At 71.5% G+C, this 23022-nt stretch carries 26 protein-coding genes; 17 read left to right on the top strand and 9 right to left on the bottom strand.

Annotated features, from left to right (window positions below):
- Positions 1-530: 530 nt before the first annotated feature.
- From ACGFNU_RS13255 to ACGFNU_RS13265, 3 genes are read left to right on the top strand one after another with little or no spacing between them, the layout of a single operon-like run.
- The gene (locus ACGFNU_RS13255; RefSeq protein WP_392593525.1) at positions 531-977 is read left to right on the top strand and encodes a TraR/DksA family transcriptional regulator; all 447 of its coding nucleotides are present in this window, start codon (positions 531-533) and stop codon (positions 975-977) included.
- Positions 978-1940, top strand: coding sequence for a signal peptidase II (lspA, locus tag ACGFNU_RS13260; protein WP_392593105.1), 963 nt, complete (start codon positions 978-980; stop codon positions 1938-1940).
- On the top strand, positions 1940-2869 hold the full coding sequence (locus ACGFNU_RS13265; protein WP_392593107.1) for an RluA family pseudouridine synthase: 930 nt from the start codon (positions 1940-1942) through the stop codon (positions 2867-2869). The genes lspA and ACGFNU_RS13265 overlap by 1 nt, the downstream gene beginning before the upstream one ends.
- A gap of 18 nt (positions 2870-2887) precedes the next feature.
- On the opposite strand, the gene ACGFNU_RS13270 is transcribed toward ACGFNU_RS13265, so the two are convergent.
- From ACGFNU_RS13270 to ACGFNU_RS13280, 3 genes are all read right to left on the bottom strand, one after another.
- A complete protein-coding gene (locus tag ACGFNU_RS13270) occupies positions 2888-3196 on the bottom strand; it encodes an AzlD domain-containing protein (protein ID WP_392593108.1) in 309 nt (102 codons plus the stop codon).
- A complete protein-coding gene (locus ACGFNU_RS13275; protein WP_392593527.1) occupies positions 3193-4002 on the bottom strand; it encodes an AzlC family ABC transporter permease in 810 nt (269 codons plus the stop codon). Before ACGFNU_RS13275 ends, ACGFNU_RS13270 begins: the two co-directional genes overlap by 4 nt.
- A gap of 181 nt (positions 4003-4183) precedes the next feature.
- On the bottom strand, positions 4184-4504 hold the full coding sequence (locus tag ACGFNU_RS13280) for a chorismate mutase (RefSeq protein WP_392593110.1): 321 nt from the start codon (positions 4502-4504) through the stop codon (positions 4184-4186).
- A gap of 285 nt (positions 4505-4789) precedes the next feature.
- On the opposite strand from ACGFNU_RS13280, the gene ACGFNU_RS13285 reads away from it, so the two are divergent.
- Complete coding sequence (locus ACGFNU_RS13285) at positions 4790-5611, top strand: AraC family ligand binding domain-containing protein (RefSeq protein ID WP_392593112.1); 822 nt, start codon at positions 4790-4792, stop codon at positions 5609-5611.
- Positions 5612-5863: 252 nt separating this feature from the next.
- Entirely contained in the window at positions 5864-9397 is a 3534-nt protein-coding gene (gene dnaE, locus ACGFNU_RS13290) for a DNA polymerase III subunit alpha (RefSeq protein ID WP_392593114.1), read from the top strand.
- Between the two features lie 45 nt (positions 9398-9442).
- Here dnaE and trpS read toward each other — a convergent pair whose 3' ends face one another.
- From trpS to ACGFNU_RS13305, 3 genes are all read right to left on the bottom strand, one after another.
- Positions 9443-10423, bottom strand: a complete 981-nt coding sequence (gene trpS / locus ACGFNU_RS13295; RefSeq protein ID WP_392593116.1) for a tryptophan--tRNA ligase — start codon at positions 10421-10423, stop codon at positions 9443-9445.
- Between the two features lie 169 nt (positions 10424-10592).
- A complete protein-coding gene (locus ACGFNU_RS13300) occupies positions 10593-11483 on the bottom strand; it encodes an LLM class flavin-dependent oxidoreductase (protein WP_392593118.1) in 891 nt (296 codons plus the stop codon).
- Between the two features lie 52 nt (positions 11484-11535).
- Positions 11536-12234, bottom strand: a complete 699-nt coding sequence (locus ACGFNU_RS13305; protein ID WP_392593120.1) for a DUF6882 domain-containing protein — start codon at positions 12232-12234, stop codon at positions 11536-11538.
- 173 nt (positions 12235-12407) lie between these two features.
- Here ACGFNU_RS13305 and ACGFNU_RS13310 point away from each other — a divergent pair, with 173 nt between their 5' ends.
- Positions 12408-13010: a hypothetical protein gene (locus tag ACGFNU_RS13310; RefSeq protein WP_392593122.1), complete on the top strand. Its 603-nt coding sequence runs from the start codon at positions 12408-12410 to the stop codon at positions 13008-13010.
- On the opposite strand, the gene ybaK is transcribed toward ACGFNU_RS13310, so the two are convergent.
- Together ybaK and ACGFNU_RS13320 are read right to left on the bottom strand one after the other, a co-directional pair.
- Entirely contained in the window at positions 12894-13409 is a 516-nt protein-coding gene (gene ybaK / locus ACGFNU_RS13315; protein ID WP_392593124.1) for a Cys-tRNA(Pro) deacylase, read from the bottom strand. The genes ACGFNU_RS13310 and ybaK overlap by 117 nt on opposite strands.
- Positions 13410-13474: 65 nt before the next feature.
- Positions 13475-14137, bottom strand: a complete 663-nt coding sequence (locus tag ACGFNU_RS13320) for an LON peptidase substrate-binding domain-containing protein (RefSeq protein ID WP_392593126.1) — start codon at positions 14135-14137, stop codon at positions 13475-13477.
- 320 nt (positions 14138-14457) lie between these two features.
- On the opposite strand from ACGFNU_RS13320, the gene ACGFNU_RS13325 reads away from it, so the two are divergent.
- The 11 genes from ACGFNU_RS13325 to ACGFNU_RS13375 all read left to right on the top strand — a co-directional run bounded on the left by ACGFNU_RS13325 (position 14458) and on the right by ACGFNU_RS13375 (position 22623).
- Positions 14458-14601: a hypothetical protein gene (locus tag ACGFNU_RS13325; protein WP_392593128.1), complete on the top strand. Its 144-nt coding sequence runs from the start codon at positions 14458-14460 to the stop codon at positions 14599-14601.
- Positions 14602-14725: 124 nt separating this feature from the next.
- Positions 14726-15538, top strand: coding sequence for a PhzF family phenazine biosynthesis protein (locus ACGFNU_RS13330; protein WP_392593129.1), 813 nt, complete (start codon positions 14726-14728; stop codon positions 15536-15538).
- Between the two features lie 78 nt (positions 15539-15616).
- The gene (hisD, locus tag ACGFNU_RS13335; protein WP_392593130.1) at positions 15617-16960 is read left to right on the top strand and encodes a histidinol dehydrogenase; all 1344 of its coding nucleotides are present in this window, start codon (positions 15617-15619) and stop codon (positions 16958-16960) included.
- Positions 16957-18045, top strand: coding sequence for a histidinol-phosphate transaminase (locus ACGFNU_RS13340; RefSeq protein WP_392593132.1), 1089 nt, complete (start codon positions 16957-16959; stop codon positions 18043-18045). The genes hisD and ACGFNU_RS13340 overlap by 4 nt, the downstream gene beginning before the upstream one ends.
- 73 nt (positions 18046-18118) lie before the next feature.
- Entirely contained in the window at positions 18119-18712 is a 594-nt protein-coding gene (hisB, locus tag ACGFNU_RS13345; protein ID WP_392593134.1) for an imidazoleglycerol-phosphate dehydratase HisB, read from the top strand.
- Between the two features lie 17 nt (positions 18713-18729).
- On the top strand, positions 18730-18885 hold the full coding sequence (locus ACGFNU_RS13350) for a hypothetical protein (RefSeq protein WP_392593136.1): 156 nt from the start codon (positions 18730-18732) through the stop codon (positions 18883-18885).
- On the top strand, positions 18882-19601 hold the full coding sequence (gene hisH / locus ACGFNU_RS13355) for an imidazole glycerol phosphate synthase subunit HisH (protein ID WP_392593138.1): 720 nt from the start codon (positions 18882-18884) through the stop codon (positions 19599-19601). The genes ACGFNU_RS13350 and hisH overlap by 4 nt, the downstream gene beginning before the upstream one ends.
- A 39-nt stretch (positions 19602-19640) precedes the next feature.
- Complete coding sequence (locus tag ACGFNU_RS13360) at positions 19641-19979, top strand: hypothetical protein (protein ID WP_392593140.1); 339 nt, start codon at positions 19641-19643, stop codon at positions 19977-19979.
- A gap of 24 nt (positions 19980-20003) precedes the next feature.
- On the top strand, positions 20004-20738 hold the full coding sequence (gene priA / locus ACGFNU_RS13365; RefSeq protein WP_392593142.1) for a bifunctional 1-(5-phosphoribosyl)-5-((5-phosphoribosylamino)methylideneamino)imidazole-4-carboxamide isomerase/phosphoribosylanthranilate isomerase PriA: 735 nt from the start codon (positions 20004-20006) through the stop codon (positions 20736-20738).
- 234 nt (positions 20739-20972) lie between these two features.
- Complete coding sequence (hisF, locus tag ACGFNU_RS13370) at positions 20973-21743, top strand: imidazole glycerol phosphate synthase subunit HisF (RefSeq protein WP_392593144.1); 771 nt, start codon at positions 20973-20975, stop codon at positions 21741-21743.
- 64 nt (positions 21744-21807) lie between these two features.
- Positions 21808-22623: a RimK family alpha-L-glutamate ligase gene (locus ACGFNU_RS13375; protein WP_392593146.1), complete on the top strand. Its 816-nt coding sequence runs from the start codon at positions 21808-21810 to the stop codon at positions 22621-22623.
- On the opposite strand, the gene ACGFNU_RS13380 is transcribed toward ACGFNU_RS13375, so the two are convergent.
- Positions 22604-23005, bottom strand: a complete 402-nt coding sequence (locus ACGFNU_RS13380) for a PPOX class F420-dependent oxidoreductase (RefSeq protein ID WP_392593148.1) — start codon at positions 23003-23005, stop codon at positions 22604-22606. The two genes, ACGFNU_RS13375 and ACGFNU_RS13380, sit on opposite strands and share 20 nt — an antisense overlap.
- Between the last annotated feature and the right edge of the window lie 17 nt (positions 23006-23022).

A 23022-nucleotide genomic window follows, 5' to 3' on the forward strand; every position in this document is an offset into this window, starting at 1 on the left:
GAGGGACGAGACGCCCTGGCGGGGCCCCGCGGTACCACCCTCCTTGGCCGTGCCGAGCCGGGCTGCCCGGCCGATCCGGCCCACTTCGTTCGAGTCTCGGGCTGCCGGGTCTACTTCGCCCGCGATCGCCGCGAGGGGCGCAGGGGCGGTTCTTCCGGCGGCTCAGGGGTGATCACACCGCCGGGCCCGCCTCCGGGCTCGCACCGTCCCCGGATCGCTCATGGCTGCTTGCGGCGGCAGGTGTCCCCATCAGGGCCGCGCCGATGAGACTGCTCGCTGCGACCTTAACGCACCGGCGGGGGAAACTCTTCCCATTACCCGCCGGCCGGGGATCGAGGGGGTCGATGTGGCGCAGGTCACTCCAGAGATCGACCTGTTCATGGGTTCTCGTCCGGCCGCCACGGGGCATATTGCGGCGTGTAGTCGACCAAGGTCATTTCAGTGACCGCCGGTCGTGTTTGCCGTGCCACGAAAGGGGACTTATGCTGCCCGCACTGCCTGTCGAGGAGATCAGCGCGAGGGGGGCCGACATGGCCGGCGCGGGGAACGGGGCCGCGGGGGCGCCCGCCGAGACGGCGCCGGCCCAGGCCGCCGAGCTGCCGGTCCGCGAGGGCGAGGACCGCTGGACCGAGCACGAGCTCGCCGAGGTCCGGTCGGCCCTGGGAGCCGAGGTCGCCGCGCTGCGCGGCGAGATCGACGCCGCCGAGACACAGATCGCCGCGGGTGACGTCACCGACGGCGCGGGCGACGACCAGGCCGACGCGGGCGCCAAGACCTACGAGCGCGAGCACGGGATGGCCCTCGCCAACAACTCGCGCGACCTGCTCGCCCAGAACGAGCGGGCGATCGAGCGGATGGACGCCGGCACGTACGGTGTCTGCGAATCGTGCGGGAAGCCGATCGGCAAAGGGCGTTTGCAGGCCTTTCCTCGTGCGACCCTATGTGTGACATGCAAACAACGCGAGGAACGTCGCTGAATGACGCAAGCCACCCCGCCCGAAACGCGAGGAACGTCACTGAGTAGCAGGGGCGAGGACACAGACACCGCGGACGCCGCCGGGGGATCGCCGCGATCCCCCCGGCCGCGCCGTATCGGCGTCCTGATCGTGGTCGCGCTGGCCGCGCTGGCCCTCGACGTGGTCTCCAAGATCATCGTCGTGGCGACCCTGCAGGACGAGGAGCCGATCGAGCTGCTGGGCGGCCTGCTGACGCTGCGCGAGACGCGCAACAGCGGCGCCGCGTTCTCCATCGGGACCGGCTACACGATCATCTTCACCGTGATCGCGTGCGGGGTGGTCGTCGCCATCCTCCGCACGGCGCGCAACCTGCGCAGCCTGCCCTGGGCGATCTGCCTGGGCCTGCTGCTCGGCGGCGCGGTCGGCAACCTGATCGACCGGATGCTGCGCGAGCCCGCGCCGCTCAAGGGCCACGTCGTCGACTGGATCGAGCTGCCGCACTGGCCGGTCTTCAACCTCGCCGACTCGGCGATCGTCTGCGGCGGCGTGCTCGCCGTTCTGCTGGCCGCCCGCGGCCTCCAGCTGGACGGCACCCGCCTGACGAACGAAAAGGACAAACCCACCGCCAAGCCCGAGCCCACGGCCAAGCCCGAGCCCGCCGCCGAGGCCGACACCAAGCCTGAGCCTGCGGCGAAGCCCGAGCCCGCGGCCAAGTCTGAGCCTGACGCGGAGGCGACCGCCGCCGAGCCCGCCACGCCCGAGCCAGCCGCCGCCGAGGCCGCGCCTGCCGCCGAGGCCGATCCCGGGCCCGCCAAGGCGACCGCCGGACCGGCCGCCGCAGGGCCCGCCACGCCCGGGACTGCCGCTGCGGAGTCTGGCGCAGAGGCAGGGCGCCCTGCCGATGGTGGCGCGCCGAACGGCAAGATCGACGGTCAGGTCGAGCGGGAGGCCGGTGCCGAGGCTGCGCCGGAAGAGAAGTCCTGATGGCCGACGTTCGCAGCCTCCCGGTCCCCGACGGGCTGGAGGGGGAACGGGTGGACGCCGCGCTGGCGCGGTTGTTCGGCCTCTCCCGGGCCCGGGCCGCCGACATCATCTCCGCCGGTGACGTCCTCGTCGACGGCAAGGAGGTCGCCAAGTCCGACCGGCTCCACGGCGGGGCCTGGCTGGAGGTGACCCTCCCGCCGCCGCCCGCGGCGCCCGCTCCGGTGGCCGAGCCCGTCCCGGGCATGGGGATCCTGTACGAGGACGACGACATCGTCGTGGTCGACAAGCCCATCGGCGTCGCCGCACATCCGACCACCGGCTGGACCGGCCCCACCGTCCTGGGCGGGCTGCTCGGCGCCGGGCACACCATCGCCACCAGCGGCGCGGCCGAGCGCCAGGGCATCGTGCACCGTCTCGACGCCAACACCACCGGCGCGATGGTCGTGGCCAAGAGCGAGGTCGCCTATTCGCGGCTCAAGCGCGCGTTCAAGGAACGCACCGTCGACAAGCGCTACCAGGCGCTGGTGCAGGGCCACCCGGACCCCTTCCGCGGCACGGTGGACGCGCCGATCGACCGGCATCCGTCCGGGGACGGCCGGTTCGCCGTGGTGGCGGGCGGCAAGCCGTCCGTGACGCACTACGACACGGTGGAGGCCTACCGCGCCGCCACGCTGCTGGACATCAACCTGGAGACCGGGCGCACGCACCAGATCCGCGTGCACATGTCCGCCATCAAGCACCCCTGCGTGGGGGATATGGCCTACGGGGCCGATCCGACGCTGGCGGCCCGGCTGGGGCTCACCCGCCAGTGGCTCCACGCCATGCGGCTCGGATTCGAGCACCCGACCGGCGGCGACTGGGTCGAGTTCGAGAGCCCGTACCCCGATGACCTCGCCCGCGCCCTGGAGATCGTCGCCGCCGAATCCTGACCCCGTCCTGCCCCCCGGTCACAGCAGCAGGCGCACTCCGGCCGCCACCCCCGCCGCGACCGCGAGCACCACGAGGAACGGGGCGCGCAGCACCAGGGCCACGACCGCCGCGCCCAGGCCCGCCATCCGGGGGCCGTCGAACTCCAGGTCCCGGCCGTCGGCCAGGGCCTGGACCGCGATCAGGGCCGTCAGCAGCGCCACCGGCACCAGATCGGTGAACCTGCGCACCCGCGGGTCGTCGAGGACCCGTTGCGGCGTGACCAGCCCGCTCAGCTTGAGGGCGTAGCACCCCAATCCGGTCGAGATCACAGCGATCCACACGTTCACGTCGCGGGCCCTTCCTCTGGGGGGCGACCCCCAGACCCCCGGGGTCTCCCCATCACGCCTTGCTTCGCGGCGGCGTGCGGGGCTCCTTCCTCTGGGGGGCGACCCCCAGACCCCCGCGGTCTCCCCATCACGCCTTGCTTCGCGGCGGCGTGCGGGGCCCCTTGACCGCCGCGTCCGGGCAGGAATCCCAGCAGCGCCGCCGTGGCCGCCAGCATCACCGGGACGCCCGGCGGCAGCAGGGGAGTGGCGGCGATCGCGATCACCGCGGCGGCGGCCGCGACCTTGACCTCCGTGCGTCCCGCCGTCAGCCGAGGCCAGAGCAGCGCGAGGAAGACCGCGGGCCCCAGGGCGTCGAGCCCGAAGGCGTCCGGATCGCCCAGCTTGGACGCCCCCGCCGCGCCCGCCAGCGTGCAGAGATTCCAGGTGAGATAGAGGCTGATCGCGGTGACGTAGAAGCCGGTGCGGGCCGCCGCGGGCTCGCGCTGGGCGGTGGCGACCGCCGTCGACTCGTCGATGACGCCCTGCGCCGTGAGGAGCCGCCGCCAGCCCCGGACGCGCAGCAGCTCGGCCAGGCGCAGGCCGTACAGGGCGTTCCGGCCGCCCAGCAGGACGGCACCGAGCGTTCCGGCCACCAGGCCGCCACCGCCGCCGATCACTCCCGCCAGGGCGAACTGGGAGGCGCCGGTGAACGCCAGCAGGCTGAGCACGCACGCCTGGGCCACCGAGAGCCCGGCGGTGACCGCGGCCGCGCCGAAGGCCAGCCCGGAGACGCCCACCGCCAGGCCCACCCCGAGCCCGTCGCGCACGGCCGCGGACCGTGCCGCGGAAGCCGCCGGAGCGGGTTCGGGGGCGGCGGAGGCGGTGGCCTGATCGGCCGGGCGGTCCGGCGTTCTCCCGCTTGTCGCGGAGTCCGTCGAAATCATGCCGGTGACCGTATTCGGGCGGGTGACGCCCGGTCTTGAACGTTCTTGCGCGCGGGACGGGCCGTCAGGGGGCGCCGCGGTCCTGCTCGGCGACCTCCAGGCCCGCCTCGATGACCGCGTTCATGATCTTCGCCAGCCGGTCGGGGCCGAGGGAGGGCGCCTTCCGCGCCATCGCCGCGACGATCTGACGCTCGCGCTCGGGATTGCGGCCCGCGAAGCCGCCCACGGGCTTGAGGCGCTGCACCGCCCCGGCCACGGCCGTCCGGCGTTCCAGCAACACGGCCAGAGCGCCGTCGATCTCGTCGATGGCGGCGCGCGCCTCGGCCAGCGAGCCGATGGCCGGTTCGGCGGCGTCGTTCACGGTGGTGTCGGCCAGTTCTTGCATGGCGGGAGTTCCCTCTCTCGCGGCGGCCTCCGCGCAAGGTGCCCGCACGTGGTGCCGTCGTGCCCGGAGCCGCGTTCTGGAAAATAAGAAAAGGCAGGCCCTGGTGGGCGCTGCCTTGTGCCGGCTCCGGGGTCGTCGCTCAGGTCGCGCCGACCGGCTCGACCAGAGCCGGCTGCGTAAACCCGAAATAGCGACGATCCATGTCCCCGATCGTAGGGGGCGTTGGCAGGGTGCGCCAAGTCCCGGAACGGCCGTCTCAGTTATTGAGACGGTACGATTCGGGTCATGAGTCAAGAACGGGCGCACTACTGGCGGCATCCGGCACTCCCGGACCTCGACCTGCTGCGTGCCCGCTTCATCACCCACCGGTTCGGACGGCACGTCCACGAGAACTACAACTTCAGCGTGATCGAGCAGGGGATCGAGGAGTTCGAGCATCGGGGCACGCTGCTGCGCGCCGGTCCCGGCTCGATCGTCATGGTCAATCCCGACACCGTCCACACCGGCCATGCCGGCCGGCCGGAGGGCTGGGTCTACCGCGGCATGTACCCGTCGGTGGAGCTCGTCACCGACGTCGCCGCCGAGCTGGGCCTGCCGCCCGGCACCCCGTACTTCCCGGAGACGGTCCTGCACGACCCCGCCGCGGCTCAGTTGCTGTGCGCCGCCCACCGGGCGGGGGAACATGGCGATGCCCTCGCGGCCACGTCATTGTTGCGGTCCGCCGTGGCCGGGATGTTGCAGCGCCATGCCCAGTTCTCGGGCACGGGAGAGGTGGCCCCGGCGATGCCGGATTCCGTCCGCGCCGCCAGGGAGATCCTGCACGAGCGCCTGGTGGATCCGCCGACCCTGGAGGAACTGGCCGAGGTCGTCGGGGCGCGCCCGTTCCCCCTGCTGCGTGCGTTCCGTACGGCCACGGGCCTGCCGCCGCACGCCTACCTCAACCAGATTCGCGTGAGGGAGGCCCGCAGGCTGCTGGATGCGGGCGGCCGGGCGGCGGACGTCGCCACCCACACGGGTTTCGCGGACCAAGCGCACCTGACGCGCCACTTCAAGCGTACGATCGGGGTTCCGCCGGGCGCCTACCAGCGGGCCCGCGCCGCCGCCTGAGAACACTCCGGGCATGCGGCCGGGCGCCGAACGTAACGGGCGAGACCGGGCTCACCGGGCATCCGGAGTGTCGGGGCGCGGGCTGTCGGTGGGGAGGGTTAGGCTCTCAGAGCCGCGTCGTCCCGGGCCCGTTCCGGGGTGGCGATCTTCCCCCGGACCGGATGTCGCAACCACGTGCCGACCGCACGTGGGCGGTCGCATGGCTTGATGGCATGGCTTGGCCGCCATGCCCGACTAGGAGGCGCGCAGAGCATGGCGGACTCGTTCGTACACCTTCACGTACACACCGAGTACTCCATGCTGGACGGTGCCGCCCGGCTCAAGCAGATGTTCGAGGAGGTCAGCCGCCAGGGCATGCCCGCGATCGCGATGACCGACCACGGCAACATGCACGGCGCCTACGACTTCCACCGGCAGGCCACCGCCGCCGGGGTGACGCCGATCATCGGCATCGAGGCCTATCTGGCGCCCGAGTCGCGCTTCCACAAGAAGAAGGTCCAGTGGGGCGAGCCGAGCCAGAAGCGCGACGACGTCTCCGGTGGCGGCCTGATCAACCACAAGACGCTCTGGGCGCGTGACAAGAAGGGCCTGCACAACCTCTTCAAGCTGTCCAGCCGCGGCTTCACCGAGGGGTTCGTCTTCAAGTACGCCCGCATGGACGAGGAGCTGCTCGCCGAGCACGCCGAGGGCGTCATGGCGACGACGGGCTGCCCGTCCGGCAAGATCCAGACGCGGCTGCGGCTCGGGCAGTTCGACGAGGCGCTCAAGGCCGCCGCCACGTTCCAGGACATCTTCGGCAAGGAGAACTACTTCCTGGAGCTGATGGACCACGGGCTGGAGATCGAGCGCCGCGTCCGCCAGGGCCTCATCGACATCGGCAAGAAGCTCGGCATCCCGCCGGTGGTGACCAACGACTCGCACTACACCCACGAGTCCGAGGCCACCGCGCACGACGCGCTCCTGTGCGTCCAGGTCGGCAAGCAGCTGGCCGACCCCGACAGGTTCCGGTTCGACGGCAGCGGCTACTACATCAAGACCGCCGACGAGATGCGGTCCATCGACTCGTCCGACATCTGGTCCGAGGGCTGTAAGAACACGCTGCTCATCGCGGAGCGGGTCAATCCCGAGGGCATGTTCGAGTACCACAACCTCATGCCCAAGTTCCCGGTCCCCGAGGGCGAGACCGAGGAGACCTGGTTCCGCAAGGAAGTCTGGAAGGGGATGGACTGGCGCTTCCCCGAGGGCTACGACGAGGAGCACAAGAAGCAGGCCGAGTACGAGATGGACATCATCTGCAAGATGGGGTTCCCCTCCTACTTCCTGGTCGTCGCCGACTTCATCATGTGGTCCAAGCAGAACGGCATCGCGGTGGGGCCGGGCCGCGGTTCGGCGGCCGGGTCGCTGGTCGCGTACGCGATGGGCATCACCGACCTCGACCCCATCCCGCACGGGCTGATCTTCGAGCGGTTCCTCAACCCCGACCGCGTCTCCATGCCCGACATCGACGTCGACTTCGACGAAGTCGGCCGGGCGGAGGCCATCCGCTACACGACCGAGAAGTGGGGCGCCGACAAGGTCGCGATGATCGCGACGTTCGGCACCATCAAGGCGAAGGCCGCAGTGAAGGACGCCGGCCGCGTCCTCGGCTTCCCCTACGCGCTCGGCGACCGCATCTCCAAGGCGTTCCCGCCCGCCGTCATGGGCAAGGACATCCCGCTCTCGGGCATCTTCGACGACAAGCACCCGCGCTACGGCGAGGCCGGCGAGCTGCGCAAGCTGTACGACGAAGAGCCCGACGTCAAGCAGATCATGGACCTGGCGCAGGGCCTGGAGGGCCTGATCCGCCAGACGGGCGTGCACGCGGCCGGCGTCATCATGTCGTCCGAGCCGCTCACCGACCACATCCCGATCATGCGCCGCGACGCCGACGGCGCGATCATCACGCAGTTCGACTACCCGACCTGCGAGACGCTCGGCCTGCTCAAGATGGACTTCCTGGGCCTGCGCAACCTGACGATCATGCAGGACGCGCTGCGCTACATCGAGGCCAACAAGGGCGAGAAGCTCGACCTGCTCAAGCTCCCGCTCGACAACCGCAAGGCCTACGAGCTGCTGGCCCGCGGCGACACGCTCGGCATCTTCCAGCTGGACGGCGGCGGCATGCGCTCGCTGCTGCGGCTGATGAAGCCCGACAACTTCGAGGACATCTCCGCCGCGCTCGCGCTCTACCGGCCCGGCCCGATGGGCGCCAACTCCCACACCAACTACGCGCTCCGCAAGAACGGCCAGCAGGAGATCACCCCGATCCACCCCGAGCTGGAGGAGCCGCTCGAGGAGATCCTCAGCACGACCCACGGCCTGATCATCTATCAGGAGCAGGTCATGGCGATCGCGCAGAAGGTCGCCGGCTACTCCCTCGGCGGCGCCGACCTGCTCCGCCGCGCGATGGGCAAGAAGAAGAAGTCCGAGCTGGACAAGCAGTTCGAGTTCTTCGAGAAGGGCATGCTCGACAACGGCTTCTCGGCCGCCGCCATCAAGGCCCTGTGGGACATCCTGCTGCCGTTCTCCGACTACGCGTTCAACAAGGCGCACACCGCGGGCTACGGCCTGGTCTCGTACTGGACCGCCTACCTCAAGGCCAACTACCCGGCCGAGTACATGGCCGCCCTGCTCACCTCGGTCGGCGACGACAAGGACAAGAGCGCGCTCTACCTCAACGAGTGCCGCCGCATGGGCATCAAGGTGCTGCCGCCGGACGTCAACACCTCCGACGCCGACTTCACCCCGATGGGCGACACCGAGATCCGCTTCGGCCTGTCCGCCGTCCGCAACGTCGGCACCAACGTCGTCGAGGGCATCGTGGCCGCCCGCAAGGAGAAGGGCGCCTACACCGACTTCAACGACTTCCTCAACAAGGTCCCGCCGATCGTCTGCAACAAGCGCGTCGTCGAGTCGCTCATCAAGGCCGGCGCCTACGACGAGCTCGGCCACCAGCGCAAGGCGCTGCTGATGGTGCACGAGCCGGCCATCGACTCGGTCATCGACATCAAGCGCAAGGAAGCCATCGGGCAAGACTCCCTCTTCGGCGCCCTGGAGGAGGACGACGGCCAGGACGCGTTCGCCGTCACCATCCCCGAGGCCGAGGAGTGGGACAAGACCACCCTGCTCGCCTTCGAACGCGAGATGCTCGGCCTCTACGTCTCCGACCACCCGCTGCTGGGCATCGAGCACATCCTGGAGCGCGAGGCCGACCGCTCGATCGCCGTCATCAACGAGGGCGACGGCGCCGACGGCCACGTCGTGACCGTCGCGGGCCTGCTCTCCGGGCTCCAGCGCAAGGTGACCAAGCAGGGCAACTCGTGGGCCATGTTCCAGCTGGAGGACCTGGGCGGCTCGATCGAGGTCATGTGCTTCCCGTCCAGCTACCAGCTGTGCTCGACCCTCCTCGGCGAGGACGCGGTCCTGGTGGTCAAGGGCCGCATCGACCGCCGCGAGGACGTCGCCAAGATCATCGCGATGGAGGTCACCCAGCCCGACCTCACCATCGCCGACGCCCACGGCCCCCTCTCGGTCACCCTCCCCATCGGCCGCTGCACCCCGCCGATCGTCGCGAGCCTCAAGGAGGTGCTGACCGCCCACCCCGGCACGTCCGAGGTCCATCTGCACCTTCAGAACGGCCCGCGCACCACCGTCGTCCGCCTGGACGACAAACTCCGGGTGGCGCCCTCACCCGCTCTCATGGGCGACCTCAAGCAACTCCTGGGCCCGTCCTGCTTCAATCTCTAGGGCGCCTTCAGACCCCCCTGGCCCACCTCGACTCGGCGGGCGCCGTCAGGTGCCGACGGGCAGGAGGCCGATCGCTTCCTTCGCCTGCCTGACCTTCGGGCCCGCCAGGTCGCGGGCGCGTTCGGCGCCCGTCCGCAGGACGGAGCGGACGTGCTGCGGGTCGAGCTCCAGGTAGCGCTCGCGTATGGGCGTGAGCGTGGTGATGACCGCGTCGGCCACGGCCTCCTTGAGGTCGCTGTAGCGGGTGAAGCCGGGGGCCAGCCGCTCGGGCCGGTCACCCGTGCACGAGGCCAGGATCGTCAGCAGGTTGGACACCCCGGGCCGGTGCTCCGGGTCGTGTGTCACGTCGGTGCCGGCGTCGGTGACCGCGCGCATCACCTTGCGGCGCAACACGTCCGGCTCGTCCAGCAGCCGCAGCGTGCCCGCAGGCGAGGCGGCCGACTTGCTCATCTTGGAGCCGGGCGCGGCCAGGTCCATGAGCCTGGCCGCGACGGGCGGATTCACTGCCTTCGGCAGAGTGAACGTCGGGCCGTAGCGGGCGTTGAACCGCTGCGCCACGTCGCGTGCGAGCTCCACATGCTGGCTCTGGTCCTCGCCGACGGGCACTTCGGCGGTGTCGTAGAGCAGGATGTCGGCCGCCATCAGGACCGGGTAGGTGAGCAGCGAGAGCCGGACGTGCTCCCGGCGGCGGGACTTCTCCTTGAACTGGATCATCCGCTGGGCCTCGCCGTGGCCCGTGGCGCATTCGAGGAGGTAGTGCAGTTCGGTGTGCTCGGGGACGTGGGACTGGACCAGGAACAGGCACGCGTCGGGGTCGGCGCCCGCGGCGAGGAGGACGCCGGCGAACTCCAGGGTCCGCCGCCGTACCTCGGCCGGTTCGTGTTCCATCGTCAGCGCGTGCAGGTCGGAGATGAACACGACCGTGTCGGCCGTGGCCTGGCCGGAGACGATCGGGCCGATCGCACCGATGTGGTTGCCGAGGTGCAGGTCACCGGACGGGGTGAATCCCGTGAGCCGTCGTGGCATGGCTGACTCCTTGGAGGGAGGGCCGGCCAGCCGGAGACGGCGCCGTACATGAGAAACGGCCGCCCGACTGGGCGGCCGCGGTGTCATGAGTACGCGGAGGAAGGGTGCCGCCCGTCAGGGGCGCCACCAGCCGAGGCGTGAGCCGTTCATCCGCATGCCGTCAACGGTATCAGCCCGTGAGAAGGGCGCGCGTGGCCGGAGCGACCTCGTTCGCCCAGCGGAGCAACTGGGTCTCGTCGGGGTTCTCGGGCCAGTAGACGAAGGTGTCGAAGCCGGTCTCGGTGGCGAGGCCGGCCAGGACGCGGGCCCAGCCGGCGGCGTCGGTGCGGATGGGCGTCTCGCCTTCGAGCGTGACCGCGGCGGGGGAGTCGGTGATGTGGCCGACGAGCTGGGCCATGCGGGTGATGGCTGCGGGGTCGCGGCCGGCCTCGGTGGCGGCGGTGGAGATGATGTCCTGCGTCTCGCGCCACTTCTCGTACGGGAGGTAGTGCGGGATCGGGGCGGCCCAGCCGTCGGCGATGCGGCCGGTGAGGGCGTTGGCGCGGGGGCCGACGCTGCCGAACCAGATGCCGACCGGATGGGCGGGCGCCGGACCCGGCCGGACGCCGTCGACCGCGTAGTGCTCGCCGTGCACCTTGACCCGGGTGCCGGGGCGCCACATGGCGCGGATGATCTCGGTGGCCTCCTCGAGGGCTTGGAGAGCCTCCCGGGCGGTGCGGTCCGGTCCGCCCATCGCGGCGATCGCGGGCCAGAAGCCGCCGGCCCCGAGGGCGAGCTCGAACCGGCCGCCGCTGAGGAGGTCGAGGGTGGCGGCCTGCTTGCCGATCATGGCGGGGCCGCGCAGGGGCAGGCTGGCCACGTCCGGGAAGACGCGCAGGCCGGTGGTCTCCGCGAGCACGGTGGCGATGACGGCGAACGTGTCGACCTGTTGCGGGGCATACGGGTGATCTTGGATGCCCAGCAGGTCGAGGCCCTCGCGGTCGGCGAGGCGGGCCAGGGACCGGAGGTCCTGGAGCGCGGTGGTGTCGGGGGCCAGCTGGATGCCGAATCGAACGTTCATGGGGCAACGCTAGCCAGCGGCCGGCACGCGCCGGATCGGTAGATCTACTGGGTCAGAGACTGGCGGGGCTCAGTTCGGCGTCCCAGTGGACGAAGCGGCCGAGGCCGTCGAACTGCGCGTGGGCCTTGCCGCCGCCGGGCAGCAGCACCTCGGTCTGCCCCTCGGTCTCGCGGTAGGGGATCGTGTGGTGGCTCAGCAGCCGGGCGAGCGTCAGCCGGGGCTCGCGGGGGAAGAGGCTGACCGCGTTGCTGATCAGCCGGGGGACCGGCACGGGATCCCAGCTCGCGGGCGGTGCCTGCGGGTCGTCCACGTGCAGGTAGGCGGAGCCGCCGTCGTATCCGGCGCCGATGTAGCCGCCGCCGCGCAGGACGCCCCCCGCCGCCATCGCGATCAGCTCGCCGCCGTGGCCCGCGGGGCCCTCGTACCAGCTGAGGTCGATCTCGGGGGTCGTGAACTCGGGGATGCCGAGGCGCTCGCCGAGGGCGCGGATGGCCAGGGTGGGGGCCACCGCCGGATGGCGGTCGCCGAACTGCGGATTGGCCCAGCCCCAGAGCCAGGTGCGCTCGTTGGCGGCGTAGCTGCCGAGCAGCGACACCTGGACGGTGACGCCGCCGCTGGAGTAGGTGCGCGCGGTCAGGTCGGCGCTCCAGTCCTCGCGCGGCAGGAACTCCGCGAGGGTCTCCTGCTGTTGCAGGACGACCGCGGCGAGGGCGGCGCCGAGGCGTTCGAACGCGGGGCTGAATCCGGACATATCGGGGACATTATCCCAGGGAATGAGAGGGACGGGGGCGAGAATCTGACAGCACGCGGCCGTCGATGAGCTCGCGTGCGGCAGAGGGCGGCCAGATGGATGGCTGAGGGAAGGGCGTTAGGCTTTCGCTGTCAGAGGACATGGGCGATGGTGTTCACCTAGGAGCGTACGAGGTGCGGGGACCGACCGGGAAGGCCTTGCGAACCTGGGCGGTCACGACCGTCGTGGTGACGCTCCTCGGAGTGCTCGCCGGGCTGCTCTGGTCGAAGATCGTTCCGACGGTGGAATACGTGGTCATCCAGGGCAAGCCGCTGCTCGCCGACCCCGAGGGCCAGGGCCCGGTCGGCATGGACGGCCGCTTCGCGCTCATCGTCGTCCTGGCCGGTATCGGCTGCGGTGGTTTGGCCTATCTCGCCGGTGGCCGCGACAACGACCTCGCGCTCGTGCTGGGGCTCGCTGCGGGCGGCCTCGCCGCCGGCTTCCTCGCCTGGAAGGTCGGCCACCAGATCGGCCTCGCCGACTACGAGCACGCGGTGCGCACGGCCAAGGAGGGCGCGTCCGTCGACGGCGTCGCCCAGCTCCGCGCCACCGGCATCGTGACCTTCTGGCCGATCCTGGCCGTCGGCACGTACGGCGTCCTGGAGCTGTTCGTGCGGCGCCTACCCGCGGGCGATCGCGGCGAGCCGGGCACCGGTGAGCCGGACGAGGTCGGCCGGGGCCAGCTCGATCTGCAGGCCACGGCGCCCGGCGGAGACGTAGACCGTCGCGAACCCTGAGACCGTCTCGTCGATCACGGTCGGCAGCCGCCGGCGCTGCCCCAGCGGGCTGATCCCGCCCACCACGTAGCCGGTGGCGCGCTCGGCGTCCGGCGCGTCCGCCAGCCGGGCCTTCTTGCCCCCGGCCGCCGCGGCGAGCGCCTTCAGGTCGAGGGTGGCCGACACCGGGACCACGCCGACGGTGAGCGTGCCGTCGACCTCGGCCACGAGGGTCTTGAACAGCCGCCCGCGCGGGACGCCCAGCGCGTCGGCCGCCGCCTCGCCGTACGACACGCCGGTGTTCGGGGCGACCTCGTAGGTGTGCAGGCTGAAGTCGACCTTCGCCTTGGTCGCCGCCACCGTCGCGGGCGTGCCCTTGCCGCCGCCCTTGCTCGCGCCCTTGGCCTTCGCTGAGGTCATGCCGTCCAGTGTGCCGAAGACGATCACCGGCTCGCACCCGGATGGGCCACGGCGGGCGCCGGCCGCTAGTTCGGGTTGAACGCGCCGTCCAGGAACTGGCCCGCCGGGACGGTGGGCAGCGCGTTGAGCAGGCGGTTCTCCCGCTGGAGGAGATCGCGTTCCAGCTGGAGGCGCACCGTGGCGTCCTCGGCCTGCAGGAGGCGCTGCTTCTCGTGCCCGTCCAGGACCACCGCGGCGGCGATCAGGTACGAGAGGCGCACGGCGTCCACGGGCAGGTCGAGCGGCTCGGCCATCTCGGCGCCCGCGCTGGCCAGGCGGTGCCGGTACAGCTGGAACAGCAGGCGGACGCGGCGGGCGACCGGCTCGGGCTCGGCGCCCGCCTCCTCCGGCAGGAACTCCACGTCCCCGCGCAGGTAGGGACGCGAGCGGTCGACCTCCTTGAGCAGGAACCTGCGGCTGCCGACCGTCACGATGTCGAAGCGGCCGTCCTCGTGCGGGGTCACGGTGTGCAGCTCGGCCGCGCAGCCCACCCCGGCCAGCCGGTGCGCCGCGTCCTCGCCCACCTCGTGGCCCAGCTCGATCCCGACGATGCCGAAGTAGCGCGGCTCGGGCCGTTCGAGCAGGTCGCGGACGAGCAGGCGGTAGCGGTCCTCGAACAGATGCAGGGGCAGCACGAGGCCGGGGAACAGCACTGTGCCGAGGGGGAACAACGGAAGCCGTTCGGTCACGGTCTCCCCTCACTCACTTCTGGGGCGGCCGGGGAGTTCGCCCACGGCGCCAGGGTACTTCCGGATTCAACGAGTGTTGTATGCCGGATTTATCACAGTCTGAAGCTGTTAAACCGAAACGCGGCGGCGGTTCACCGGCAATGGTCACGCGTGCCCAGGTGAGTGACCCGAATGGGGCAGGGCGCCTGATCACCCTGGGTCAGATGGGCCTGACCGCCGCATGCTGATCCCCTCGCGCCGCTAGCGTCGGCCCTCCCCCGGGAAGGTGCGCCTTCCGGAAAGACCCTGGAGACCGCCACATGTGGCCCAACTTGATCATCATGAGCGCGGCGAGCCTGGTCGTCGGCTTCGCCATCGGCTGGATCGTCGCCTGCCCGCGCCGCTGGGACGCCCACTTCTCCGAGCCCCCCGCCGTACCGCGCGACGACCTGCCGTCCTTCGGCCGGGTCACCGGCGGCGTCTGAGACCCGTCGCGGGTCAAGTCCCGTTGCACCCAAGGCCCGTCGCATCCGATAGCGGCGCGTTCAAGGCCAATCCTGCCGGATTGGCCGTTCTCCTGGCGAAGGGGTGCCGGTTAGCGTCGAAGGCATGAGAATGCTCGTCGTCGACTCCTTCACCGACCGCCCGTTCGCCGGGAACCCCGCGGGCGTCTGCCTGCTCGACCGCGCCGCCGACGCGGACTGGATGCAGCGGGTCGCGGCCGAGATGAAGCACTCCGAGACCGCGTTCGTCCGGCCGGTCGACGCCGCCGACGCCGACTTCGAGCTGCGCTGGTTCACGCCGGTGGTCGAGGTCGCCCTGTGCGGCCACGCGACGCTGGCCAGTGCCCACGCCCTGTACGAGACGGGCGTGGCGCCCGCGGACCGGCCCATCCGCTTCCAGACGCTGCGCTCGGGCGTCCTCACGGTGTCCCGCGCGGAGGACGGCGGGCTGCTGATGGACTTCCCCGCGTGCCCGCCCGCCGAGACCGAGGCGCCCGGCGACCTCGGTGAGGCGCTCGGCACGACGCCGTTCTGGGTGGGCCGCAACTCGCAGAACGACCTGCTCGTGCTCGTCGCCGACGAGGAGGCGGTCCGCAAGCTGGCCCCGGACGTCGCGGCGCTCGGGCGGATGGACGCCCGCGGGATCATCGTCACCGCCAAGGCCGATCCGGGACGGGAGTACGCCTTCGTATCCCGGTTCTTCGGCGCCGGGGTCCTGCTCGGCGACGGCGAGGACCCCGTGACGGGCTCCGCGCACTGCGCGCTCGGCCCGTACTGGGGCGCCGAGCTCGGCCGTGACCGCCTCGCCGGCTTCCAGGCCTCCGAGCGCGGCGGGCAGGTCGGCATCACGCTGCACGGCGACCGGGTCGAGCTGGCCGGCCGCGCGGTGACGATCCTGGACGGCGACTTCAAGGCCTGATGATCTTCAGGTCATGCCTGGCGTCTCGGGTAGTGAGACATTGCGCGGGCGACAGTGGACACTACGTAGACTGGACCGGTGATTTCCCGTATTGACCTGCGCGGGGCCCTCCCCGAGGACCCGCGCTCCGTGCTGCCCCGCGCCGACTTCGACGTCGAGGCCGCCCTGGCGAAGGTGCGGCCGATCTGCGAGGACGTGCGCCATAGGGGAGCCGAGGCGGTACGGGAGTACAACAAGACCTTCGACGGCGTCGAGCAGGAGAGCACCCGCGTCCCGGCCGGCAAGATCGACGAGGCCCTCGCCGGTCTCGACCCGGCCGTGCGCGACGCGCTCGAAGAGGCCATCCGCCGCACCCGGATCGTCCACCGCGACCAGCGCCGCACCGACACCACCACGCGGGTCGTGCCGGGCGGCACCGTCACCGAGCGCTGGGTGCCGGTCGGCCGCGTCGGCCTGTACGTGCCGGGCGGCCGCGCCGTCTACCCGTCCAGCGTGGTCATGAACGTCGTCCCGGCGCAGGAGGCCGGGGTGCGCTCCCTCGCGGTCACCTCGCCCGGCCAGAAGGAGTTCGGCGGCCTGCCCCACCCGGCGATCCTGGCGGCCTGCGCGCTGCTCGGGGTGGACGAGGTGTACGCGGCCGGCGGCGCCCAGGCGATCGCGATGTTCGCCTACGGCACCGAGGAGTGCCCGCGTGCCGACCTGGTGACAGGGCCCGGCAACATCTTCGTGGCCGCCGCCAAGCGCCTGCTCAAGGGCGTGATCGGCATCGACTCCGAGGCCGGCCCGACCGAGATCGCCGTCCTCGCCGACGCCACCGCCGACCCGGTGCACGTCGCCGCCGACCTGATCAGCCAGGCCGAGCACGACCCGCTCGCCGCCGCCGTGCTGGTCACCGACTCCGCCGAGCTGGCCGCCGCGGTCGAGGCCGAGCTGGCCGTCCAGGTGGCCCGCACCAAGCACGTCGAGCGGATCACCGAGGCCCTGGCCGGGCGGCAGTCCGGCATCGTCCTGGTCGACGATCTCGACGCCGGGCTGGCGGTCGTCGACGCGTACGCGGCCGAGCACCTGGAGATCCAGACCGCCGACGCCCGCGCGGTGGCGGCCCGGGTGCGCAACGCCGGTGCGATCTTCATCGGCGCGCACGCCCCGGTGTCGCTCGGCGACTACCTGGCGGGGTCCAACCACGTGCTGCCCACCGGCGGCTGCGCCTGCCACTCGTCCGGCCTGTCCGTGCAGTCCTTCCTGCGCGGCATCCACGTCGTCGAGTACGACGAGCCCGCCCTCGCCGAGGCCACGGCCCGGGTGGTCGCGCTCGCCGAGGCCGAGGACCTGCCCGCGCACGGCGCCGCGATGAAGGCGCGCTTCTCCTGGGAGATCCCTGGCGCCACCGCGGGCCCGACGCAGGAGGGCACGCGTCCGTGACTTCATTGAACGATCTCCCGATCCGCGACGATCTGAGGGGCCGGGAGCCCTACGGGGCACCCCAGCTCGACGTCCCGTACGCGCTCAACACCAACGAGAACCCCTACCCGCCGTCCGAGGCCCTGGTGAAGGCCATCGGCGCGGCCGTCACCGGCGTGGCCGGGTCGCTCAACCGCTACCCCGACCGCGACGCCGTGGCACTGCGGTCCGACCTGGCCGGCTTCCTCAACCGCGACACCCCGGGGGCGGATCTCACCGAGCGCCGGGTCTGGGCGGCCAACGGGTCCAACGAGATCATCCAGCAGATCCTGCAGGCGTTCGGCGGCTCCGGCCGCACGGCGCTGGGCTTCGAGCCCTCGTACTCGATGCACCCGATCATCACGAGCGTGTCCGGCACGCGGTGGATCAACGCGCACCGGGACGAGGACTTCGGCCTGGAGGCCGAGCGCGCCGTCGCGGCGGTCGAGGAGCACCGGCCCGACGTGGTGTTCCTGACCTCGCCCAACAACCCGACCGGCACCGCCCTGCCCCTCGCCACCATCGAGGCCGTGCTGGGCGCGGCGCCCGGCATGGTCGTGGTGGACGAGGCATATGCCGAGTTCCGCCGGGAAGGGACCCCTTCGGCGCTGACGTTGCTGCCGCGCGACCCGCGGCTCATCGTCACCCGGACCATGTCCAAGGCGTTCGCCATGGCGGGCGCCCGGCTGGGCTACCTGGCCGCCGATCCGGCCGTGATCGACGCCCTGCTGCTGGTCCGGCTGCCGTACCACCTGTCGGCCGTCACGCAGGCCGTGGCGCGCACCGCCCTCGCGCACGAGGCCGAGCTGCTCGGCTCGGTCGACGCGCTCCGCCGCGACCGTGACGACGTGGTCGCGTGGCTGCGCGCCGAGGGCCATCAGGTGGCCGATTCCGATGCCAACTTCGTCCTGTTCGGCCGGTTCGCGGACCGGCGGAAGGTCTGGGAGTCGATGCTCGGCCGGGGCGTGCTGATCCGCGAGGTCGGGCCGCCCGAGTGGCTGCGCGTGAGCGTCGGCACACCCGAGGAGATGGCGGCCTTCCGAACCGCTTTGAAGGAGAGTACGTGAGCGCAGCGAGCCAATGGGCACAGCAGCCGCCTTGCGGCTCATGCGCCGACGAGCCGCCAGGCGAGGAGAGTGCATGAGCCGCAAGGGCCGTGTTCAGCGCGGGACCAAGGAGACCGAGGTCCTCGTCGAGATCGACCTGGACGGGACCGGTGAGGTCGACGTCGCCACCGGCGTCGGCTTCTACGACCACATGCTGGCCCAGCTCGGCAAGCACGGGTCGTTCGACCTGACCGTGAAGACCACCGGCGACCTCTACATCGACAGCCACCACACCATCGAGGACACCTCGATCGCGCTCGGGCAGGCGTTCCGCCAGGCGCTCGGCGACAAGGCGGGCATCCGCCGTTTCGCCAACGCCTCGGTGCCGCTGGACGAGTCGCTCGCCCAGGTGACCGTCGACATCGCCGGCCGTCCCTATCTGGTGCACACCGAGCCCGAGGGCATGGCCCCGATGATCGGCCCGGAGTACGACACCACGATGACCCGGCACATCTTCGAGTCGTTCGTGGCCAACGCGCAGATCTGCCTGCACGTCCACGTCCCGTACGGCCGCAACGCGCACCACATCGTCGAGTGCCAGTTCAAGGCGCTGGCCCGGGCGCTGCGCGACGCCGTGGCGTTCGACCCCAAGGTGCACGGCATCCCCTCGACCAAGGGGGCCCTGTAGCCGTGGAGATCGGCGGCATGGAGCTCAGCTACGCCAACGTCCTGCTGTTCGGGCTCGCGGTCTTCCTGCTGATGGGCGTGATCAGCTTCATCCGGCAGGGCTTGAAGATCGCCGCCTTGATCGTCCTGGGACTGGCGGCGCTCGCGACGGCCGGGGGAGTGATGTGGTCGTGAGCAAGAAGATCGTCATTCTGGACTACGGCTCGGGCAACCTGCGGTCGGCCGAGCGCGCCGTCGCCCGGCTCGGCGTGGACGTCACCGTCACGCCGGACTGGGACGCCGCGGTCGAGGCCGACGGCCTCATCGTTCCTGGCGTGGGCGCGTTCTCCGCGTGCATGACCGGCCTGACGTCCGTCCGCGGCGACCAGATCATCGGCCGCCGCCTCGCCGGCGGCCGTCCGGTCCTCGGCATCTGCGTCGGCATGCAGATCCTCTTCGCCAAGGGCGTCGAGCACGGCGTGACCACCGAGGGCTGCGCCGAGTGGCCCGGCACGGTGGAGCGCCTGGAGGCGCCCGTCGTGCCCCACATGGGCTGGAACACGGTGGACGCGCCCGCCGCCAGCGGGAGCGAAGCGAGTGGTGGCGGTGTGGCGCTTGCCGGGGGGTCTGGGGGGTCGCCCCCCCAGAATGTCAACGAGACGGTGCTCTTCAGGGGGCTCGACGCCGGCACGCGGTTCTACTTCGTGCACTCCTACGGCGTCCGCCGCTGGGAGTTGCAGCCCGACCCCATGGGCCACCTCAAGCCGCCGCTCGTCACGTGGGCCGAGCATGGTGACCGGTTCGTCGCCGCCGTGGAGAACGGGGCGCTTTGCGCCACCCAGTTCCACCCGGAGAAGTCCGGCGACGCGGGAGCCGAGCTCCTCAAGAACTGGCTCTCCACGGTCGAGTGAGCGTGCGACGGGCGCCCGCGGCCGCGAGCGGAGCGAGCCATGAGTAGAGAGCGGGCCAAGCGACGGGCCGAGCGTGAGGCAGCGGCGGCCAGGGCCGCCGCTGAGCACGCCGAACGGCAGGCCAAGGCGGCCAGATGGCGTGAGCGGCGGCGCCGTCTCACGGCGGTGATCCCGCGTCCGGTACGCGTCCGGCGGCAGGGCGGGGAGCTGGCCCGCAAACGCCGGGTGCAGAACCGCGTCGTCCTCGGGTTCTTCCTCGCGGTCCAGATCGCCGGCTGGTTCCTGCTGACCACCTGGGGTGCCCGGCTCGCCCTCCTCGCTCTGTCGATCTTCCTCGTCCCGGTCTTCGCGACCCTCGCCTTCGATCGCCGCCGATAAGCCGTCCAACTGCGCAGATAAGGTTTGTCCATGACTCTCGAACTCCTTCCGGCGGTCGACGTCGCCGACGGCCGGGCCGTCCGCCTGGTGCAGGGCGAGGCCGGCACCGAGACCTCCTACGGCGCGCCGCTCGACGCCGCGCTGGCCTGGCAGGACGCGGGAGCGGAGTGGATCCATCTGGTCGACCTGGACGCCGCGTTCGGGCGCGGCTCCAACCGCGAGCTGCTCGCCGAGGTCACCGGGCGGCTTGACGTCAAGGTCGAGCTGTCCGGCGGCATTCGCGACGACGCGTCGCTGGAGGCGGCCCTGGCGACCGGCTGCACCCGGGTCAACATCGGCACCGCCGCGCTGGAGGACCCGGCCTGGTGCCACAAGATCATCTCCGAGTTCGGCGACAAGATCGCCGTGGGGCTGGACGTGCGCGGCACGACGCTGGCCGCCCGCGGCTGGACGCGCGAGGGCGGCGACCTCTGGGAGGTGCTCGCCCGCCTGGAGGAGGACGGCTGCCCGCGCTACGTCGTCACCGACGTGACCAAGGACGGCACGCTGCGCGGCCCCAACACCGAGCTGCTGCGCGAAGTGTGCTCCCGCACCGACAAGCCCGTCATCGCCTCCGGCGGCGTCTCCTCGCTCGACGACCTGCGCGAGCTCGCGACCCTGGCGCCCGTGGGCGTGGAGGGCGCGATCGTCGGCAAGGCGCTCTACGCCCAGGCCTTCACGCTCGAAGAGGCCCTGGAGGCCGTCAAGGAGGCCCCGTGACGTGCTCATTGCCGCGCTGGCGCGCGGCGGGTCATGGGGCTTTGTTCTCCTGGCCTTCCCTCGTCACTCCGGTCGCTGCGCTCCCTACGCTCCTCAGTCCAGGTCAGGAGGCCCCATGACGTGCTCGTTGCCGCGCTGGCGCGCGGCGGGTCATGGGGCTTTGTTCTCCTGGCCTTCCCTCGTCACTCCGGTCGCTGCGCTCCCTACGCTCCTCAGTCCAGGCCAGGAGGCCCCATGACCGTCGCCGTGCGCGTGATCCCCTGCCTGGACGTCGACGCCGGGCGCGTCGTCAAGGGGGTCAACTTCCAGAACCTGCGCGACGCGGGCGACCCGGTGGAGCTGGCGCGCCGCTACGACGCCGAGGGCGCCGACGAGCTCACGTTCCTCGACATCACCGCCTCCAGCGGCGACCGCGAGACCACCTACGACGTGGTGCGGCGCACCGCCGAGCAGGTGTTCATCCCGCTCACGGTCGGCGGCGGCATCCGCGCCGTCGACGACGTCGACAGGCTGCTGCGCGCCGGGGCCGACAAGGTGTCGGTCAACACGGCCGCGATCGCGCGCCCGGAGTTCCTCAAAGAGGCCGCGCACCGTTTCGGCTCCCAGTGCATCGTGCTGTCGGTCGACGCGCGCCGGGTGACCGGCGACACCACGACCCCGTCTGGCTACGAGGTCACCACCCATGGCGGACGCAAGGGCACCGGCATCGACGCCATCGAGTGGGCCCGGCGCGGCGAAGAACTGGGGGTCGGCGAGATCCTCCTCAACTCCATGGACGCCGACGGCACCAAGAACGGCTTCGACCTGGAGATGTTGCGCCAGGTCCGGGAGGCCGTCTCGGTGCCGGTGATCGCCAGTGGCGGCGCGGGCGCGCTGGAGCACTTCGCCCCCGCCGTCGACGCCGGCGCGGACGCCGTCCTGGCCGCGAGCGTCTTCCACTTCGGCGATCTCAAGATTTCCCAGGTCAAAGACGCCCTCCGCGCGTCCGGTCACCCCGTCCGCTGAACGACTCCCGAGGTTTCACCGCATGACTCAGCCCCCCAGTGTCGCTTTGGCGACCTTTTCCGGCATGCCCGACGGCAACGACGACGTCCGTGAGCTGGCCGAGGCGCTCCTCGCCCAGGGCCTCCGGCCCGAGGTGGTGAGCTGGGACGATCCCGGCGCCGACTGGGACTCCTTCGCCCTCGTCGTCGTCCGTTCGACCTGGGACTACACCGCCCGTCTCGACGAGTTCCTCGCATGGGCCGGCCGGGTGCCGCGCCTCCTCAACCCCGCCGAGGTGCTGCGCTGGAACACCGACAAGCGCTACCTCCGGGATCTCCAGGACGCGGGCGTGCCGGTCGTCCCCACCCGCTGGGACCTGGACGACGTCCCCGCCGACTGGCCCGAGTACGTCATCAAGCCGGCCGTCTCGGCGGGCTCGCGCGACACCGCCCGGTGGCGCGCGGGCGAGGAGGACAAGGCGCGGGCCCATCTGCGGGCGCTGCGCGAGGCGGGCCGCACGGTCATGATCCAGCCCTATCTGTCGGCCATCGACAGCGAGGGCGAGACCGCGCTGCTCTACTGTGACCGCGAGTTCAGCCACGCCGCCCGCAAGGCGCCGATCCTCAAGGCCGGCGCCGGGCTGCTGGACGCCCCGCACGGCGGTGAGATCACCGCCGCCGAGGCGACGCCCGAGCAGCTCGCGGTGGCGGCCCAGGCGCTCGCCGCCGTTCCCGGCGAACTGCTCTACGCCCGCGTGGACCTCGTTCCCGGCCCGGACGGCACGCCCGTCGTCCTGGAGTTGGAGCTGGCCGAGCCCAACCTCTTCCTGGAGCACGCGGCGGGCTCGGCTGCCCGCTTCGCCCGCGCGATCATGCGCAGGGTCAGCCGATCGTCCGCTTGACCATGCCCTCGGCGTCCGGCTCGACGCCCCACGTGAACACCCTCCGCGGGTGGATCCGGATGACCTCGCCGCTGAGGTAGGGGGCGGGCGGGGTGATCCCGCTGATCGCCTCGGCCCTGCCGCGGATCTCCATCCCCCGCACCTTCCAGGGGCTGGTCGAGACGAGGTCGTCCACGACCAGCGCGACCTGGTCGTTCCCCTGGACGTTGCGGAACTTGCGTGACTTGCCCATGGCGTGGCCATAGATGTCGATCGTCCCGGTCTCGGCGTTGTAGCTGACGCCGACGGGGTTGTTCTGCGGGTCGCCTTTGGGGCCGACGGTGGCCAGCCGCGCCAGCGGCTGGCTCTTCAAATAGGCGCGTTCGTTGTCAGTCAGGCTCATGCGGCTCATCCTGTTTC

The sequence above is a fragment of the Spirillospora sp. NPDC048911 genome (assembly GCF_043198015.1).
Lineage (GTDB): Bacteria > Actinomycetota > Actinomycetes > Streptosporangiales > Streptosporangiaceae > Spirillospora.

Coding starts and splice junctions, on each gene's coding strand:
- ACGFNU_RS13255 (WP_392593525.1), top strand. CDS start 531: ATGGCCGGCGCGGGGAACGGGGCCGCGGGGGCGCCCGCCGAGACGGCG.
- lspA (WP_392593105.1), top strand. CDS start 978: ATGACGCAAGCCACCCCGCCCGAAACGCGAGGAACGTCACTGAGTAGC.
- ACGFNU_RS13265 (WP_392593107.1), top strand. CDS start 1,940: ATGGCCGACGTTCGCAGCCTCCCGGTCCCCGACGGGCTGGAGGGGGAA.
- ACGFNU_RS13280 (WP_392593110.1), bottom strand. CDS start 4,504: ATGCAAGAACTGGCCGACACCACCGTGAACGACGCCGCCGAACCGGCC.
- ACGFNU_RS13285 (WP_392593112.1), top strand. CDS start 4,790: ATGAGTCAAGAACGGGCGCACTACTGGCGGCATCCGGCACTCCCGGAC.
- dnaE (WP_392593114.1), top strand. CDS start 5,864: ATGGCGGACTCGTTCGTACACCTTCACGTACACACCGAGTACTCCATG.
- trpS (WP_392593116.1), bottom strand. CDS start 10,423: ATGCCACGACGGCTCACGGGATTCACCCCGTCCGGTGACCTGCACCTC.
- ACGFNU_RS13300 (WP_392593118.1), bottom strand. CDS start 11,483: ATGAACGTTCGATTCGGCATCCAGCTGGCCCCCGACACCACCGCGCTC.
- ACGFNU_RS13305 (WP_392593120.1), bottom strand. CDS start 12,234: ATGTCCGGATTCAGCCCCGCGTTCGAACGCCTCGGCGCCGCCCTCGCC.
- ybaK (WP_392593124.1), bottom strand. CDS start 13,409: ATGACCTCAGCGAAGGCCAAGGGCGCGAGCAAGGGCGGCGGCAAGGGC.
- ACGFNU_RS13325 (WP_392593128.1), top strand. CDS start 14,458: ATGAGCGCGGCGAGCCTGGTCGTCGGCTTCGCCATCGGCTGGATCGTC.
- ACGFNU_RS13330 (WP_392593129.1), top strand. CDS start 14,726: ATGAGAATGCTCGTCGTCGACTCCTTCACCGACCGCCCGTTCGCCGGG.
- hisB (WP_392593134.1), top strand. CDS start 18,119: ATGAGCCGCAAGGGCCGTGTTCAGCGCGGGACCAAGGAGACCGAGGTC.
- ACGFNU_RS13350 (WP_392593136.1), top strand. CDS start 18,730: ATGGAGCTCAGCTACGCCAACGTCCTGCTGTTCGGGCTCGCGGTCTTC.
- ACGFNU_RS13360 (WP_392593140.1), top strand. CDS start 19,641: ATGAGTAGAGAGCGGGCCAAGCGACGGGCCGAGCGTGAGGCAGCGGCG.
- hisF (WP_392593144.1), top strand. CDS start 20,973: ATGACCGTCGCCGTGCGCGTGATCCCCTGCCTGGACGTCGACGCCGGG.
- ACGFNU_RS13375 (WP_392593146.1), top strand. CDS start 21,808: ATGCCCGACGGCAACGACGACGTCCGTGAGCTGGCCGAGGCGCTCCTC.
- ACGFNU_RS13380 (WP_392593148.1), bottom strand. CDS start 23,005: ATGAGCCTGACTGACAACGAACGCGCCTATTTGAAGAGCCAGCCGCTG.